Annotated in this window: 13 protein-coding genes and 1 pseudogene; 7 read left to right on the forward strand and 7 right to left on the reverse strand. The window is 72.5% G+C overall.

All coding sequences use genetic code 11. The features are described from left to right. The first annotated feature begins 8 nt into the window (after window positions 1-8). From AB0K12_RS40070 to AB0K12_RS40090, 5 genes are all read left to right on the forward strand, one after another. On the forward strand, window positions 9-848 hold the full coding sequence (locus AB0K12_RS40070) for an alpha/beta hydrolase (RefSeq protein WP_364572977.1): 840 nt from the start codon (window positions 9-11) through the stop codon (window positions 846-848). Between the two features lie 85 nt (window positions 849-933). After that, a complete protein-coding gene (locus AB0K12_RS40075; RefSeq protein WP_364572979.1) occupies window positions 934-2,262 on the forward strand; it encodes an FAD-binding oxidoreductase in 1,329 nt (442 codons plus the stop codon). A 17-nt stretch (window positions 2,263-2,279) separates the two neighbouring features. Further along, on the forward strand, window positions 2,280-3,152 hold the full coding sequence (locus tag AB0K12_RS40080) for an RNA polymerase sigma-70 factor (protein WP_364573088.1): 873 nt from the start codon (window positions 2,280-2,282) through the stop codon (window positions 3,150-3,152). Between the two features lie 152 nt (window positions 3,153-3,304). After that, on the forward strand, window positions 3,305-4,411 hold the full coding sequence (locus tag AB0K12_RS40085) for a histidine kinase (RefSeq protein ID WP_364572981.1): 1,107 nt from the start codon (window positions 3,305-3,307) through the stop codon (window positions 4,409-4,411). Further along, window positions 4,408-5,061, forward strand: coding sequence for a response regulator transcription factor (locus AB0K12_RS40090; protein ID WP_364572984.1), 654 nt, complete (start codon window positions 4,408-4,410; stop codon window positions 5,059-5,061). Before AB0K12_RS40085 ends, AB0K12_RS40090 begins: the two co-directional genes overlap by 4 nt. Before the next feature lie 203 nt (window positions 5,062-5,264). On the opposite strand, the gene AB0K12_RS40095 is transcribed toward AB0K12_RS40090, so the two are convergent. From AB0K12_RS40095 to AB0K12_RS40110, 4 genes and pseudogenes are all read right to left on the reverse strand, one after another. After that, window positions 5,265-6,248 carry a hypothetical protein gene (locus AB0K12_RS40095; RefSeq protein ID WP_364572986.1) on the reverse strand — a complete coding sequence of 328 codons (984 nt, stop codon included), beginning with the start codon at window positions 6,246-6,248 and terminating at the stop codon, window positions 5,265-5,267. A gap of 8 nt (window positions 6,249-6,256) precedes the next feature. Then, window positions 6,257-6,487, reverse strand: a complete 231-nt coding sequence (locus tag AB0K12_RS40100) for a hypothetical protein (protein ID WP_364572988.1) — start codon at window positions 6,485-6,487, stop codon at window positions 6,257-6,259. Then, on the reverse strand, window positions 6,478-6,765 hold the full coding sequence (locus AB0K12_RS40105) for a hypothetical protein (protein ID WP_364572990.1): 288 nt from the start codon (window positions 6,763-6,765) through the stop codon (window positions 6,478-6,480). The genes AB0K12_RS40100 and AB0K12_RS40105 overlap by 10 nt, the downstream gene beginning before the upstream one ends. 134 nt (window positions 6,766-6,899) lie before the next feature. After that, a pseudogene (locus AB0K12_RS40110) lies at window positions 6,900-7,046 on the reverse strand (ATP-binding cassette domain-containing protein); the annotation flags it as partial. Between the two features lie 546 nt (window positions 7,047-7,592). On the opposite strand from AB0K12_RS40110, the gene AB0K12_RS40115 reads away from it, so the two are divergent. Then, window positions 7,593-8,270, forward strand: coding sequence for a helix-turn-helix domain-containing protein (locus AB0K12_RS40115; RefSeq protein WP_364572992.1), 678 nt, complete (start codon window positions 7,593-7,595; stop codon window positions 8,268-8,270). A 123-nt stretch (window positions 8,271-8,393) separates the two neighbouring features. Here AB0K12_RS40115 and AB0K12_RS40120 read toward each other — a convergent pair whose 3' ends face one another. After that, on the reverse strand, window positions 8,394-9,050 hold the full coding sequence (locus AB0K12_RS40120; RefSeq protein ID WP_364572994.1) for a maleylpyruvate isomerase N-terminal domain-containing protein: 657 nt from the start codon (window positions 9,048-9,050) through the stop codon (window positions 8,394-8,396). A 43-nt stretch (window positions 9,051-9,093) separates the two neighbouring features. Next, on the reverse strand, window positions 9,094-10,110 hold the full coding sequence (locus AB0K12_RS40125; RefSeq protein WP_364572996.1) for a LacI family DNA-binding transcriptional regulator: 1,017 nt from the start codon (window positions 10,108-10,110) through the stop codon (window positions 9,094-9,096). A gap of 31 nt (window positions 10,111-10,141) precedes the next feature. Between AB0K12_RS40125 and AB0K12_RS40130 the strand changes: the two genes are divergently transcribed. Beyond that, window positions 10,142-11,473 carry an MFS transporter gene (locus AB0K12_RS40130; RefSeq protein ID WP_364572998.1) on the forward strand — a complete coding sequence of 444 codons (1,332 nt, stop codon included), beginning with the start codon at window positions 10,142-10,144 and terminating at the stop codon, window positions 11,471-11,473. Here AB0K12_RS40130 and AB0K12_RS40135 read toward each other — a convergent pair. Continuing rightward, window positions 11,418-13,805, reverse strand: coding sequence for an excinuclease ABC subunit UvrA (locus tag AB0K12_RS40135; protein WP_364573000.1), 2,388 nt, complete (start codon window positions 13,803-13,805; stop codon window positions 11,418-11,420). The two genes, AB0K12_RS40130 and AB0K12_RS40135, sit on opposite strands and share 56 nt — an antisense overlap. Window positions 13,806-13,935: the final 130 nt, after the last annotated feature.

Below are 13,935 nucleotides of genomic sequence, written 5' to 3' on the forward strand. Positions count from 1 at the left end.
TCGAGGACATGATGATCGAGCTGGACGTCCCCGTGGATGGGGGCCGCACGCTGCACGTCTACGACACCGCTCCAGGCGACGGCGAGCGGCTGCCGGTCATGTGGCACCACGGCACGCCGAACCTCGGCGCGCCTCCCGAGCCGCTCTTCGCAGCGGCCGACGGGCTGGGGGTGCGCTGGGTGGCGTTCGACCGGCCTGGCTACGGGGGCTCCGACGTGGCGCCGGGGCGGACGGTCGCGTCCGTCGCCGGTGACGCGGCGGCGGTCGCGGACGCGCTCGGCATCGGCAGGTTCGCCGTCGCGGGCTACTCGGGCGGCGGCACCTACGCGCTGGGGTGCGCCGCGGTGCTGGGTGAGCGCGTCCGGGCGGTGCTGAGCCTGGCCGGCATCGCCCCGTACGGCGCCGACGGTCTGGACTGGTTCGCCGGGATGGTCCCGTCCGGCGTGGCCGCGCTGGGCACGGCGGCGGCGGGCCGGCAGGTGCGGGCGGCGCTGCACGACGCGAATTTCGCCTACGACTGCGAGTTCACCCCCGCCGACCTGGCGGTGTTCGAGGGGCCATGGGGGTGGCTGGGCAAGGTCGCCGAGCCCGCTCTCGACGCCGGCTCGTACGGCCAGATCGACGACGACGTCTCCTACACCCACGCCTGGGGCTGCGACCCCGGCGCCATCGGCGCCCCCGTCCTGCTCCTGCACGGCACCGCCGACCGCATCATCCCCGCCACCCACGGTGCCTGGCTGGCCGAGCACTGCCCGGCCGCCGACCTGCGGCTGCTCCCGGGCGACAGCCACTTCACCGTCGTCACCCACGCCGAAGCCGGCCTGGAGTGGCTGTGCGGCGTGGCATAGGTCACGTCGCCGCGATGTCACAACGAGCGGGCCACCGGCATCTTCTGCTCGACCGGGAACAATCCCGGCGTGTGGAAGGAGCACCATGAACGCCCTCTTGGCCACCACTTTCGGCGGCGACGTCTTCGAGCCTGGCACGGCCGGCTACGAGGAGGCCGCTCGCACGATGCTGGTCCCCGGCAGCCCGGCCTACGTCCTGCGGCCGGCGAGCGTGGCAGACGTGCAGGCCGCTGTCCGGTTCGCCGCCGACGCGGGTCTGGTGCTGTCGGTACGCGGCGGCGGTCACGCCTTCGCCGGTTTCGGCACCAACGACGGCGGCGTCGTCCTCGATCTCGCCAGGCTCGCCGGCGTCGAGGTCATCGACGAGGAACGTCACATCGTCCGCGTGGGCGGCGGCGCCACCTGGGGCCAGGTGGTGGACGCCCTGGCTCCGCTGGGCCTGGCGATCTCCTCGGGAGACACCAGGAGCGTGGGCGTCGGCGGCCTGACGTTGAGCGGCGGCATCGGCTGGAAGGTCAGGAAGCACGGCCTGACCCTGGACAGCCTGGTCGCCGCCGAGGTCGTCACCGCCTCCGGTGCGGTGCTGCGCGCCGGCGCGGAGGAGAACCCCGAGCTGTTCTGGGCGCTGCGCGGAGGCGGCGGAAACCTCGGCGTGGTGACCGCCTTCGAGCTGGCGGCGCACCCGACGACCGACGTCTTCTTCGGCGCGATCACCTTCCCTGCCGCGGAACTCGCAGAAGTCCTCCAGGGCTGGGCGGCCTACCTGCGGACGGCCCCGGACGAGCTGACTTCCATCGCGAGCTTCGCCAACCCTTTCGAGGGCGGCCACGAAGCGCCGGTGAAGATCCAGGTCGCCTTCGACGGCGACGACCCGGAGGCGGCCGCGAAGGCCATCGACCCGATCCGCGCTCTGGGCACGGTGCTGAGCGACGACGTCGCGCTCCTGCCGTACGCGGACATCCTGGAGGAGGGCCAGGCCGCGCCGCCCGGCATCCGGCTGCTGACCCGCAGCGCGTTCGTCGAGGCGGGGTCGGTGCGCCGGGTCCTGGAGCTGCTGGCGGAGATCGGGGCGGCGCAGGGGTCACCGTTCATCTCCGTCCGCGGCGTCGGAGGCGCGGTCGCCCGGGTCCCGGACGACGCCACCGCCTACGCTCACCGCCAGGCGGAGCTGATGTTCGTGACCACCGCGGCCGGGCCGGAGCCGATCGTCGAGGCCGCCCGCCCGCCCCTGCAGGCGATCTGGGCCAGGCTCGCGCCCCACGTCAGCGGGGCGTACGCCAACTTCCTCACCTCCGCCACACCGGACGACGTGGCCGCGGTCTACCCGCCGCGGACCCTCCGGCGGCTAGCGGCGGTCAAGCGCCGGCACGACCCCCGCAACCTGTTCTCCCGCAACCACAACGTCCGGCCGTGAACGAGCGCCCCGGCCGGATGGACCCGGCCACCGAGGACTTCGTGGCCCACAGGAACCTGCTGTTCACCGTGGCGTACGAGCTGCTCGGCTCGGCCGCCGACGCCGAGGACGTGCTGCAGGAGACCTGGCTCAAGTGGGTGGGCGTCGATCTCGACACGGTGCGGGATCGGCGCGCGTACCTGATCAGGATGGTGACGCGGCAGGCGCTGATGCGGCTGCGCACGCTCGGCCGCCGCAAGGAGTCGTACGTCGGGCCGTGGCTGCCCGAGCCGCTGCTGACCACGCCCGACGTGGCCGAGGACGTCGAGCTGGCCGAGAGCGTCTCCATGGCCATGCTGCTGGTGCTGGAGACGCTCACGCCGGCCGAGCGGGCGGTGTTCGTGCTGCGCGAGGTGTTCGCCCTCGGCTACGACGAGATAGCCGAGGCCGTGGACAAGAGCCAGGCCGCGGTCCGCCAGATCGCCCACCGGGCCCGCTCGCACGTCGCCGCACGCCGGCCGCGCGCGGGCGTCTCGCAGGCCGAGATCCGTGACGCGCTCGACGCCTTCCGGCGGGCGGCGGAGACCGGCGACCTGCAAGGGCTGCTCGCCGTCCTCGCGCCCGACGCCGTCTTCCTCAGCGACGGCGGCGGAGTCGTGGAGGCGCTGCTGGAGCCGCTCGTGGGGGCCGAGCGGATCGCCCCGCTGGCCGCCGCGATGTCCAGGTTCGGCGCCGGCGCGCTGCAGCCGGCCCACGTCAACGGCCATCCGGCCCTGGTGCTCCGCCTCGACGGCGGGATCGACGCCGTCATCACGGTGCGGGTCGAGGGCGGCCTGATCAGAGGCGTGTACGCGGTACGCAATCCGGAGAAGCTGTCGCGCGTGTATGAGGAGACCCCGGTGAGTCGCTGAGCGGGACCGGCGGCCCGATCACTCCCTTGGCCCTGGAGCGTCGGACGAGGAGGACGGCGCGGCCCGCCCACCAGCGGGCCGCCGGCAGTGGGAACGAAACAGTACTTTCGGCCGGTACAAACCCATGGGACCCGTGCCCTAGCGTTAACGCCGTGCGTGCTCCTGTTCGGCTCGAGGTGGCGGCCGAGATCGGACTCGGCGTCGTGCTCGCGCTGGCCATCGCCTACCAGGCCGCCCGCCTCGCCGCCAGCTGGGGTGACGGCTATTGGGTGCCCGGCGCCTGCGTCGGCGCGGTGGTGGCGGTGCTCGCCGTGGCACGCCGCGCTGCCCGGTTGTGGACGGCCGTGGCCGGCCTGACCGTGGCCGGGCTCGCCGTCCTGCCCGCTCACCTCCTCCACCTGCCGGCGGAGCCGGGCCCCGCCACCGCGCTCGGCCTGGCGGTGCTCATCGGCTCCGCGGTCAGGAGACTGCCCGCCGTCCAGGCCTGCGCCGTGGCCGCCGCAGGGGCGGCCGTCATGACGGGCGGCCTGCTGACCGGCTCCGGCTCGCCCGTGCCGGTGCAGGGCGGCCTGATCTGGCTCGCCGCCCTGGGAGGCGGGCTCGTCCCCCGAGGGCTGGCCGCCCGCCGCCGCGCCGCCACCGAGCGCGTACGCCGTGCCGAGCGCCGCGAGCTGGCCAGGGAACTGCACGACGTCGTGGCCCACCACGTCACCAGCATCGTGCTCCAAGCGCAGGCCGCCCAGCTCGTCACCGCCAGGCACCCGGACAGGACGGCCGCCTCGCTCGCCGGCATCGAGGCCGCGGGCCACGAGGCGCTGGCCGCGACCCGCCGCGTGGTCGGCCTGATGCGCGAGAGCGCCCCCGGCGTGACGGGCCATCAGGAGCTCGCCGAGCTGGTCGACCGCTTCGACGGCCACGGCCGATCGGCGCGGCTGCGGCTGGCCGCCGAGCCCGACGGCTGGCCGGCCGAGGTGCGCAGCACCGTGTACCGCGTCGTCCGGGAGTCGCTGACCAACGTCGCCAAGCACGCCGGGCACGCCCGCGTGGTCACCGTCGGCATCACCCAGGACGAGCAGGCCGTCACGGTCGTGGTCGAGGACGACGCCCCGCACGCGACCGCCCGCACCCGCCGCGCCGGCTACGGCATCATCGGCATGCGCGAACGCCTCGACGCCTTGGGCGGAACTCTGACCGCCGGCCCCGGCCCCGGTGGGGGCTGGGTCGTGCGCGCCACCATCCCCGCCGGGGAACGCCGATGACGCCGTCCATCCGGGTGCTGCTGGCCGACGACCAGGCGATGATCAGGGCCAGTCTGCGCATCATTCTGGAGGATCAGCCCGACATCGTCGTGGTCGCCGAGGCGGGCGACGGCGACGAGGCGATCGAGCAGGCCCGCCGGACACATCCTGACGTGTGCCTGGTGGACGTCCAGATGCCCCGCCTCGACGGGATCGAGGTGGCCCGCGCGCTGGCCGCCGCCCCGACCCGGGTGGTCATGGTCACCACGTTCGACCTGGACGAATACGTCCACGGCGCGCTGCACTGCGGCGCGGCCGGGTTCGTGCTGAAGGACGCGGGCCCCGCGCTGCTGGTCGAGGCCGTGAGGGCCGCCCACGCGGGCGACGCGCTCATCTCGCCGTCGATCACGCTGCGGTTGCTGCGCCGGCTCGCCGACCGCGGAGCCGGGATCGCGGCCCGCGCGCCCGCGCAGCCCCTGACCGCGCGGGAGACGGAGATCGTCCGGGCGGTCGCCAGAGGGTGCAGCAACCAGGAGATCGCCGACGATCTGTTCATCGCGGTGAGCACGGTCAAAGGGCATGTGGCGGGCGTCCAGGCCAAGCTCGGCGTCCGTAACCGGGTCGAGATCGCGGCCTGGGCCTGGGAGAGCCGCATGATGGGAGGCCGGTGAGAAGTGTGTCATGAGCTCCGAGCGAGCGGGCTTCTCGGGCGACAGCCTCACTTGATCTTGTACGAAGGTGTCCACCCGCGACCAGCACCCCGACAGTGAGCGCGACGCCTTCACAGAGGCCGGTTGCGACCGAACCTCCTACGACGGCAAGGCCAAGCCGAGCTTGTTCCTGAAAATCCGTAGCGATCTCGCAAGCGCCAAGGCTAAAGATCAAGTTGGCGGAGCCGTACCACCACAAAGGCGAGCAGCCCGAGCGCGGCCAGCGCGAAGACCGCGTTGCCCATGAGATCCACATGCGTGGGTGCGGGGAAACTCGGCGGCTGAGGGAAGCCGTGCCAGGCGTAGGTGACCAGGCCGGCGGCGCTCAGGGCGAACCGGTGCCAGGGGCCCCAGCCCATGCGTCGGGACCAGCGCAGGATGAGCAGCGTCATCGTGGTGTAGAGCACGAGGTAGAAGCAGACCGTGATCCACGCGGGCACGACGGACTCCAGCTTGATCCCCACCAGGGCGAGCAAACTGGGGAGCCAGAACGCCAGCCCGGCCACGATGGTGATCGCGAAGACGGTCCACGGGCTGGCCGGCGTGGCTGAACGGAGGGAGCGGCGGAATCGGGCCGACAGGAACGCGGCGATGATCAGGGCGGCGGCCGTGATCAGCGTCCAGGTGATCTGAGCGGCCGACAACGGGTGGATGGCAGCCGGACTGGCCAGGGCGATGGGCACCGCGCCGCCCAGTAGGAACAGGAGGGCTGACACGGTGAGGCCGGCCTTGCCGAGCCAGGGGGTGTCCGGTCGGCGTGAGCCCGCCTCTACGATCGAGATCGGCACCGCGATGCTCCACACCCCATGGATGGCCAGCACGAACACGGTCCAGTAAGCGCCAATGCCCAGTGCCGGAATGAACCCGTAGTCGAGCAACCGCAGCCCGGCATAGTCGGGATCGAACAGCGACCGGGTGAGCAGGCCCTCCTCGATCACGGCATAGGCGAGGCCGAGCAGGATGATCCCCGGCCACCCCAGCCCCCACCGGCGGGTCACCTCGCGGATCAGCAGCGCGCCACCGCCGTAGAGCGGAATCAGCCCGATGAGTGCCGGTAGGGCGTTGATGGCGATGTTGCCGAGCAGGTACTCGCCGACCAGCGGCGCGAGAACCAGCAGGCCAAGTGCTGGAACACTGCGTTTGAACACGTCTGTCCTCATCGGTTGTAGAGCTTGCGTGCCCACAGGTATCCGCCCAGCGCGATGGCCGCGCTCCAGAGTGCCGCCGCCGCGAAGCCGGCTCCCGCGGGCTGCCCGGCCAGCAGCGCGCGCAGGGTTTCGATGACCGGTGTGAACGGCTGGTGTTCGGCGAACCAGCGCAGCGGGCCCGGCATCGACTCCGGCGGGACCACGCCGCTGCCCAGGAACGGCAGCAGCATCAGTGGCATCGGCAGGTTGCCGGCCGTGGCCACGTTCCTGGTGACCATGCCCAGCGCGCCTGCGCGGCGCTCGCGATCGTCATGATCATGATGCCGGGGGTGAGGTAAGCGGCGTAGGCGGCGCGGTCGCCGCCGATCCCGGCGCCCATGATGCCGCCGAGGACGTAGACGAACAGCAGCAGGAGCACCACCGGGACACCCGCGTAGGTGAGGATCAGTGTGGGGTAACGCCACATGTGCCTGATCTGGCGCCGCAGCATGGTCGCGGAGTCGGTGATCGCCCTCATCGGGAGGACTCCTCGGTCAGGGCGAGGAAGACGTCGTCCAGGTCGGGCTTGTGCACCGACAGTTCAGCGACGTCGATGGCCTGTGCGTCGAGCCGTTCCAGGAGTTCGCGCAGCGCGTCGACGCCGGTGCCGAAGATCTGCACCGTGGTGGTCTTGCCCGCGCCGTTGGGGCCGAGCAGCGAGAAGACGGTGCCCTGCGGGATGGACAGGTCGATGCCGTCCAGGACGCGGTGGGCGCCGTAGGACTTGCGCAGCCCCGCCACCGAGACGAAGGGACGCATCGCGTTCACCCCCGATCCCAGGTGACGAGCAGGCTGTGCATGCCGTACACCTGCGAAGGGTCGGTGCGGAACGACAGCTCTTCGGCCGGTGCGGCGAGCCGCAGCGTAGGAAGCGGTGGAGCAGCGCCCGCATGGCGAGCGCGAGTTCCCGCGGGTACGTGCCCAGCTCGGCGAAGTGGGTTTCGGAGCGGGAGCTGAAGCGCGGGTCGGCGAGGACCTGGCGGACCAGGTCGTATCCGGTGATCATCCAAACGCCGGGGGCGCCCTCGGGCACGGCCAGGCGGGCGATCGGTTGCTCCACGCGTAGGGCGGTGAGCGAAGGCGCGGGATCTAAGGGGAAGGCGGGTGCGCGGCCCACGGACGAAGTGACCGGCTCCACGCGATAGTTCGCGTTCGACATGATGGAAAGCTACGTTGCTTTCAAAAATATCGTCAATCGCGTGATGCACTTCTGCGCAGGTCAGAGCCGATAAATTGATGCGTTGGCGCTGAGGCTGAATGCAATGATGCGTTGCATTGTGTGATGCCGAAAGCAATACTGGCGCCATGCCAGAAGGAAGGTTGACCCGGCAGGACCGCCAGCGCATCGCGGCCGGCCTCGCCGAAGGCCGCTCCTACGCCGAGATCGCCAGGCGGCTGGACCGGCCGACGTCCACGATCAGCCGCGAGGTCGGCCGCAACGGCGGCCCCAGCGACTACCGCCCCGAGGCGGCGCACCAGGCGGCGGCGCGGCGGGCACGGCGCCGCATCCCGGCGCGTTCCCCCGGACCTCAGGACCGCACGGCCGTGGAGGTGGAAGAGGGAGCCGTCGAGCTGGCGGTCGGGATGGGCCTGCCGAAAATGGTGGCGCGCGTGCTCATCGGCCTGTGGCTGAGCGAGGACGGCAGGCTCACCGCGGCCGAGCTGTCGCGCGGACTGAACGTCAGTCCCGCCTCGATCTCCATGGCAGTGGGCTACCTGGCCCAGCAGGGGCTGATCCGGCGCGAACGTGATCCCCAGCGGCGCCGCGACGTCTACGTGGTCGACGACGACGCCTGGTACCACTCGACCGTGATCAGCGCCCGGCAGACGCTCGCAGCGGCGGAGATCACGAAGGAGGCAGGGCAGACGCTCGGGCTCGACACGCCCGTGGGACGCCGACTGACCAGAGGCGGTGCGTTCCTGAAGCGGATCAGCCTGGACGCTCTGACGTCGGCCGAACGCTGGCGTGACCTCCCGCCGTGATCAGACCGCTGGGGTCGTTTCCTGGATTCCACGTGCTGTGGGCAGATCGCCCCTATAACGCTCGACGCCGGCCGCTTGGCGACGTTCAGCCGTAGGGCTGGACATGCTGCCAGAACAGCGGAGTCAGCCCACGACGAACGGCAGCTGGCCGGCCAGGTCGCCCAGTTCGTCCCGCTCCGCTGGGGTCGGGGCGCGGCGGCCGGTGCCGACGAGCAGCGCGGCCTCGTCGGAGAACGACGCGGGGAACGCGGCCCCGGCGATCCTCTCCAGCATCTCCCGCGACCGGGCCAGCCCCTCGGCGGGCGGGCCGGGCACGCCGGGCAGGTGGGCGATCAGGTCGAGGTGGTGCAGGGTCCATTCGAGCACGTACGCCGTGAGGTAGTCGCCCGCCGTGAGCACCTCGTCCCGCGTGCCGACCCGCATCGCGGGGTCGGCCAGCGCGGCGGCCCGGCCCGCGGCGGAGCCGACGTCGTCGAGGTGGAACTTCAGCAGGTACGGGTCCTCGTAGGCGGCGGCCAGCCGGACCGTGAGCGCGTCGAGCGGGTCGTCGCCGGTCGGGGGAGTGCCGGTGACCTCCCAGTAGGTGATCGCGTCGCGGGTCGGCGGCTCGTCGGTCGGGGTGACGAGGGTGATCAGGACGTCCTGGGCGTCGATGACCAGGTGGCAGACCAGGTCGCGCACGAGCCACCCGGCGCAGCCCGACGGCTCGGCGAAGGCGTCGTCGGGCAGGTCGGCGACCGCGGCGCGCAACGCCGCCCAGGAACGTTCGAAGGCATCCACGCGCCCACACCGTAGCGGCTGGTCACGAGGCCGGACAACCGGCTTACCCGGTGATGCTCCACGGGATCTCCCGCTCACCGGCGTCACGTGGGTCGAGGGCTAGCTGCGCGCAGCGGCGTCCCTGGTCGCGCAGCGGGTTGGTGACGGAGGTGATGCCGAGCTGCCGAGCGGCCGGTGAGGCGTCCCAGCCGAGGTAGGCGGCGCCGGGGTGGGAGTGTTCGAGTGCCTGGCGGGCGCCGATCGCGAGCTCGTCGCTCATGGCGATGACGAGGGCGTCCGCGGGCAGACGGGAGGCGAGGGCTCGGGCGGCGGCGGCGCCGTCAGCGCGGGTGTTGCGGGCGACGACCACGACCGGCGTGCCGTCCCAGCTCAGACCGGCCTCCTCGACGGCGTCGCGGTAGCCGCGCAGGCGGGCGTCGGTGACGGGGAACGGGACGTGCGGCGGCAGGCCGGCGCCCGTGGTCGTCATGGCCGCGCGGGCGCGGTCGAGCGGGAACGAGATGACGGCGGGCGTACGGCCCTCGCGCAGCGCGCGGGCGGCGATGGCGCGGGCGGCGGCGCGGTCGTCCTGGGTGACGCAGGCGATCCCGTCGCGCCCGGGACCGCCCTGGACGACGGCGGGACGCGGATCGCCCGCGACGGCCGCGAGCACCGGATCGTCCTCGGTGGTGGTCCACAGCACGAACGCGTCCACGGCGGCCGACAGCACCCGGTCGGCGTCGTCGGCGTCGCCCCGCGTCGGGATGAACGTCAGCCCCTGCCCCTCCTCGACACACACCTCGGCCACGCCCGCGAGGAACCGGGCCGCCTGCGGGTCGTCGAAGGCGTAGACCAGGTGCTCGCTGAAGACGACGCCGAGCTGCCTGGTGCGGCCGGACTTCAGCGCGCGGCCCACGGCGTCGGGGTGGTAGCCCAGCTCGCCGGCCGCGCGGTGGACGCGTTCGCGGGTGGCGTCGGCGACGCGGGCGGGGCGGGTGAAGGTGTAGGAGGCGGTCATCAGCGAGACGCCAGCGCGGGCCGCCACGTCCTTCAGCGTCACGCGTCTGCGGTTGGTGGACACGCCGCCATCCTAGTTGTGTAGCGTTACATATATGAGGGAAGCCAGCTTGTCGGGTCGTGCCGCGCCATTTCTGGGGTTCGCGGGTTTCGGGGTGTTCTGGGGGGTGTGGGGTGCCTGCCTGCCCCTGCTGCGTGCCCATGCCGGGGTGGGTGACGCGCGGTTCGGCGTCGCGCTGCTGCTGGTGGGGGCGGGGGCGCTGCCCGCCATGCTGCTGACCGGGCGGCTCGTGGACGCGGTCGGGCTGCGGGTGGCCGGGATGCTGCTCGCGCTTCTGGGCATCGCGGGCGTGGTGCTGTGCGCGGTCTCGTCCGGCTATGCCGGGTTGTGCGCGGGCATCCTCGCCGTGGGGGCCGCCTCAGGGGCTACGGACGTGGCCATCAACGCGCTCGCCGCCACCGCGGAGAAGCGGACCGGCCGCCCTGTCGTGGCCCGCTCGCACGCCGCGTTCTCCGCCACCGTCGCGGCGAGCAGCCTGGTGGCGGGCGCGCTGGCCGCCGCGACCGGCAGCCTGCTCGCCGCCTTCACCGCCGCCGCCGTCGTCGTGGTCGCGCTCGGCACGGTCGTGGCCGCCGCCACCCGGTCGATCACGGTACGGGACGGCGCCGCGCCCGACGGCGACCAGGCCGCAGCCGCGCAGGAGGCGGCGGGCCATCGGGACGAGCAGGCCGACCGTGCCCCGGGAGCGGCGGGTCACCCGGAGGAGCAGGCCGACGGCGCGGCGGTGGGCCGAGAGGGCGGCGGGCGGTTGCCGGGGCGGGGGATGTTGCTGGTGGTCGGGGGTGTGGGGGCGTTGGCGTTCGCGGCGGAGAACGCGTTCCAGACCTGGGCCGCGGTGCTGCTGACCGACGCGTTCGCGGCCTCGCCCGCGCTGGCCGCCGTCGCCCCTGCCGCGTTCGCCACGACGGCCGCGCTGGCCAGGCTGGCGGGCGGCCCCGTCATGCTGCGCCGCCCGATCGCCACGCTGATCACCGCGAGCCTGATCGCGACGGCCGGCGGCGGGCTGACGGCGTTCGCCCCCTCACTGCCGCTCACCCTGGCGGGCGTCGTCGCCGCGGCGCTGGGCACCGCGACGCTCTTTCCCACCCTCCTGTCGTACGGGCTGCGGCCCGTCCCCGACGCGTTCAGGGGCCGGGCCACCTCGGCCATCTCGACGGTCGCCTACCTGGGCTTCCTGGCAGGCCCGGCGTACTTCGGCCTGCTCGCCGACGCCGCCGGCGTGCAGCGCGCGTTCCTCGGCGTGGCCGTGCTGACCGGGCTGCTCCTGGCGGCCGTCCCGGTGCTGCCCAGGCTGAGGAGGCCGGAGCCGATCACGCCCCGACGTACGCGGCCAGGTGCTCGCCCGTCAGCGTCGAGCGGGCCTTGACCAGCTCGGCCGGCGTGCCCTCGAACACCACCCGGCCACCGTCGTGACCGGCGCCGGGGCCCAGGTCGATGATCCAGTCGGCGTGCGCCATGACCGCCTGGTGGTGCTCGATGACGATGACCGACTTGCCGCTGTCCACGAGCCGGTCGAGCAGGCCGAGCAGCTGCTGGACGTCGGCCAGGTGCAGGCCGGAGGTCGGCTCGTCCAGGACGTACACGCCACCCTGCTCGGCCATGTGGGTGGCCAGCTTGAGCCGCTGCCGCTCGCCGCCGGACAGCGTGGTGAGCGGCTGGCCCAGCGTCAGGTAGCCCAGCCCGACGTCGGCGAGCCGGGTGAGGATGGCGTGCGCGGCCGGCGTACGGGCCTCGCCCGCGCCGAAGAACTCGACGGCCTCGGCCACCGGCATGGCCAGCACCTCGCTGATGTCGCGCCCGCCGAGCGTGTGCTCCAGCACCGACGGATGGAACCGCTTGCCCTCGCACTCCTCGCAGACGGTGGTGACGCTGGCCATGAAGCCCAGCTCGGTCTCGACGACGCCGGCGCCGTTGCAGTCGGGGCAGGCGCCCTCGGAGTTTGCGCTGAACAGCGCCGGCTTGACGCCGTTGGCCTTGGCGAACGCCTTGCGGATCGGGTCGAGCAGGCCGGTGTAGGTGGCCGGGTTGCTGCGCCGGGAGCCGCGGATGGGGCTCTGGTCGATCGACACCACGCCGGCGCGGGGCGGGATCGAGCCGTGGATGAGCGAGCTCTTGCCGGACCCGGCCACGCCGGTGACGACGGTCAGCACGCCGAGCGGGACGTCGACGTCCACGTTCCGCAGGTTGTTGGTGGTGGCACCGCGGATCTCCAGGACGCCGGTCGGCTCGCGCACGGTGTCCTTCAGCGTGGCGCGGTCGTCGAGGTGGCGCCCGGTGATGGTGCCGGCCGCCCGCAGCCCCTCGAGGGTGCCCTCGTAGCAGATCTCGCCGCCCGCCGAACCGGCGCCGGGCCCGAGGTCCACCACGTGGTCGGCGATCGCGATCGTCTCCGGCTTGTGCTCGACGACCAGCACCGTGTTGCCCTTGTCGCGCAGCCGCAGCAGCAGGTCGTTCATGCGCTGGATGTCGTGCGGGTGCAGGCCCGCGGTGGGCTCGTCGAAGACGTAGGTGACGTCGGTGAGCGAGGAGCCGAGGTGGCGGATCATCTTGACGCGCTGCGCCTCGCCGCCCGACAGGGTGCCCGCCGGCCGGTCGAGCGACAGGTAGCCGAGCCCGATCTGGACGAACGAGTCGAGCGTGTGCGCCAGCTTGCCGAGCAGCGGGGCCACGGACGGCTCGTCGAGGCCGCGTACCCATTCGGCCAGGTCGCTGATCTGCATCGAGCAGGCGTCGGCGATGTTGACGCCGCGGATGCGCGAGGAGCGGGCGAGTTCGCTGAGGCGGGTGCCGTCGCACTCGGGGCAGGCGGTGAACGTGACCGCCCGCTCCACGAACGCCCTGATGTGCGGCTGCATCGCCTCGGGGTCCTTCGACAGGAACGACTTGCGGATCTTCGGGATCAGCCCCTCGTACGTGAGGTTGACGCCGTCGACCTTGACCTTCATCGGCTCCCCGTACAGGAAGTCATTGAGCTCCTTCTTGGTGAAGTCGCGGATCGGCTTGTCGGGGTCGACGAGGCCGGAGGCCATGAAGACGCGGACGGTCCAGAAGCTGTCGACCTTGTAGCCGGGCACGGTGATGGCGCCCTCGGAGATCGATTTGGAGTCGTCGTAGAGCTGGGTGAGGTCGAGGTCGTTGACCGTGCCGCGGCCCTCGCAGCGCGGGCACATGCCGCCGGTGCGGGTGTAGGTCGCCTTGACCGGCTTCTTCTTCTCGCCGCGCTCGACCGTGATCGCGCCGCTGGCCCGCACGGTGGGCACGTTGAAGGAGAACGCGTTGGGCGAGCCGATGTGCGGCTGTCCCAACCGGCTGAACAGGATGCGCAGCATCGCGTTGGCGTCGGTGGCGGTGCCGACCGTGGAGCGCGGGTCGGCGCCCATGCGCTGCTGGTCGACGATGATCGCGGTGGTGAGCCCGTCGAGCACGTCCACCTCGGGCCGCGCCAGCGTCGGCATGAAGCCCTGGACGAACGTGCTGTACGTCTCGTTGATCATCCGCTGCGACTCGGCGGCGATCGTGCCGAAGACCAGCGAGCTCTTGCCCGACCCCGACACCCCCGTGAACACCGTCAGCCGGCGCTTCGGGATCTCGACGCTGACGTCCTTGAGGTTGTTGACGCGGGCGCCGTGCACGCGGATGAGGTCGTGGGTGTCGGCGGCGTGGGGCGCGGGCGACTGGGTGTCCGTGCTCGTGGCCATGCTGTCGGAGTCTCCATCTGTCTTATGGGCGCTGCCGCTGGTCGGGCAGTATGAGCAGTATGTCGGTTTCCACCGCGCTCTGGGTGCGGCGGCCGTGCATGCGACTCAGGTTAGGTGCGCGCCCCCGACG

The sequence above is a fragment of the Nonomuraea sp. NPDC049419 genome (genome assembly GCF_040676995.1).
GTDB classification, from domain to species: Bacteria; Actinomycetota; Actinomycetes; order Streptosporangiales; family Streptosporangiaceae; genus Nonomuraea; species Nonomuraea salmonea.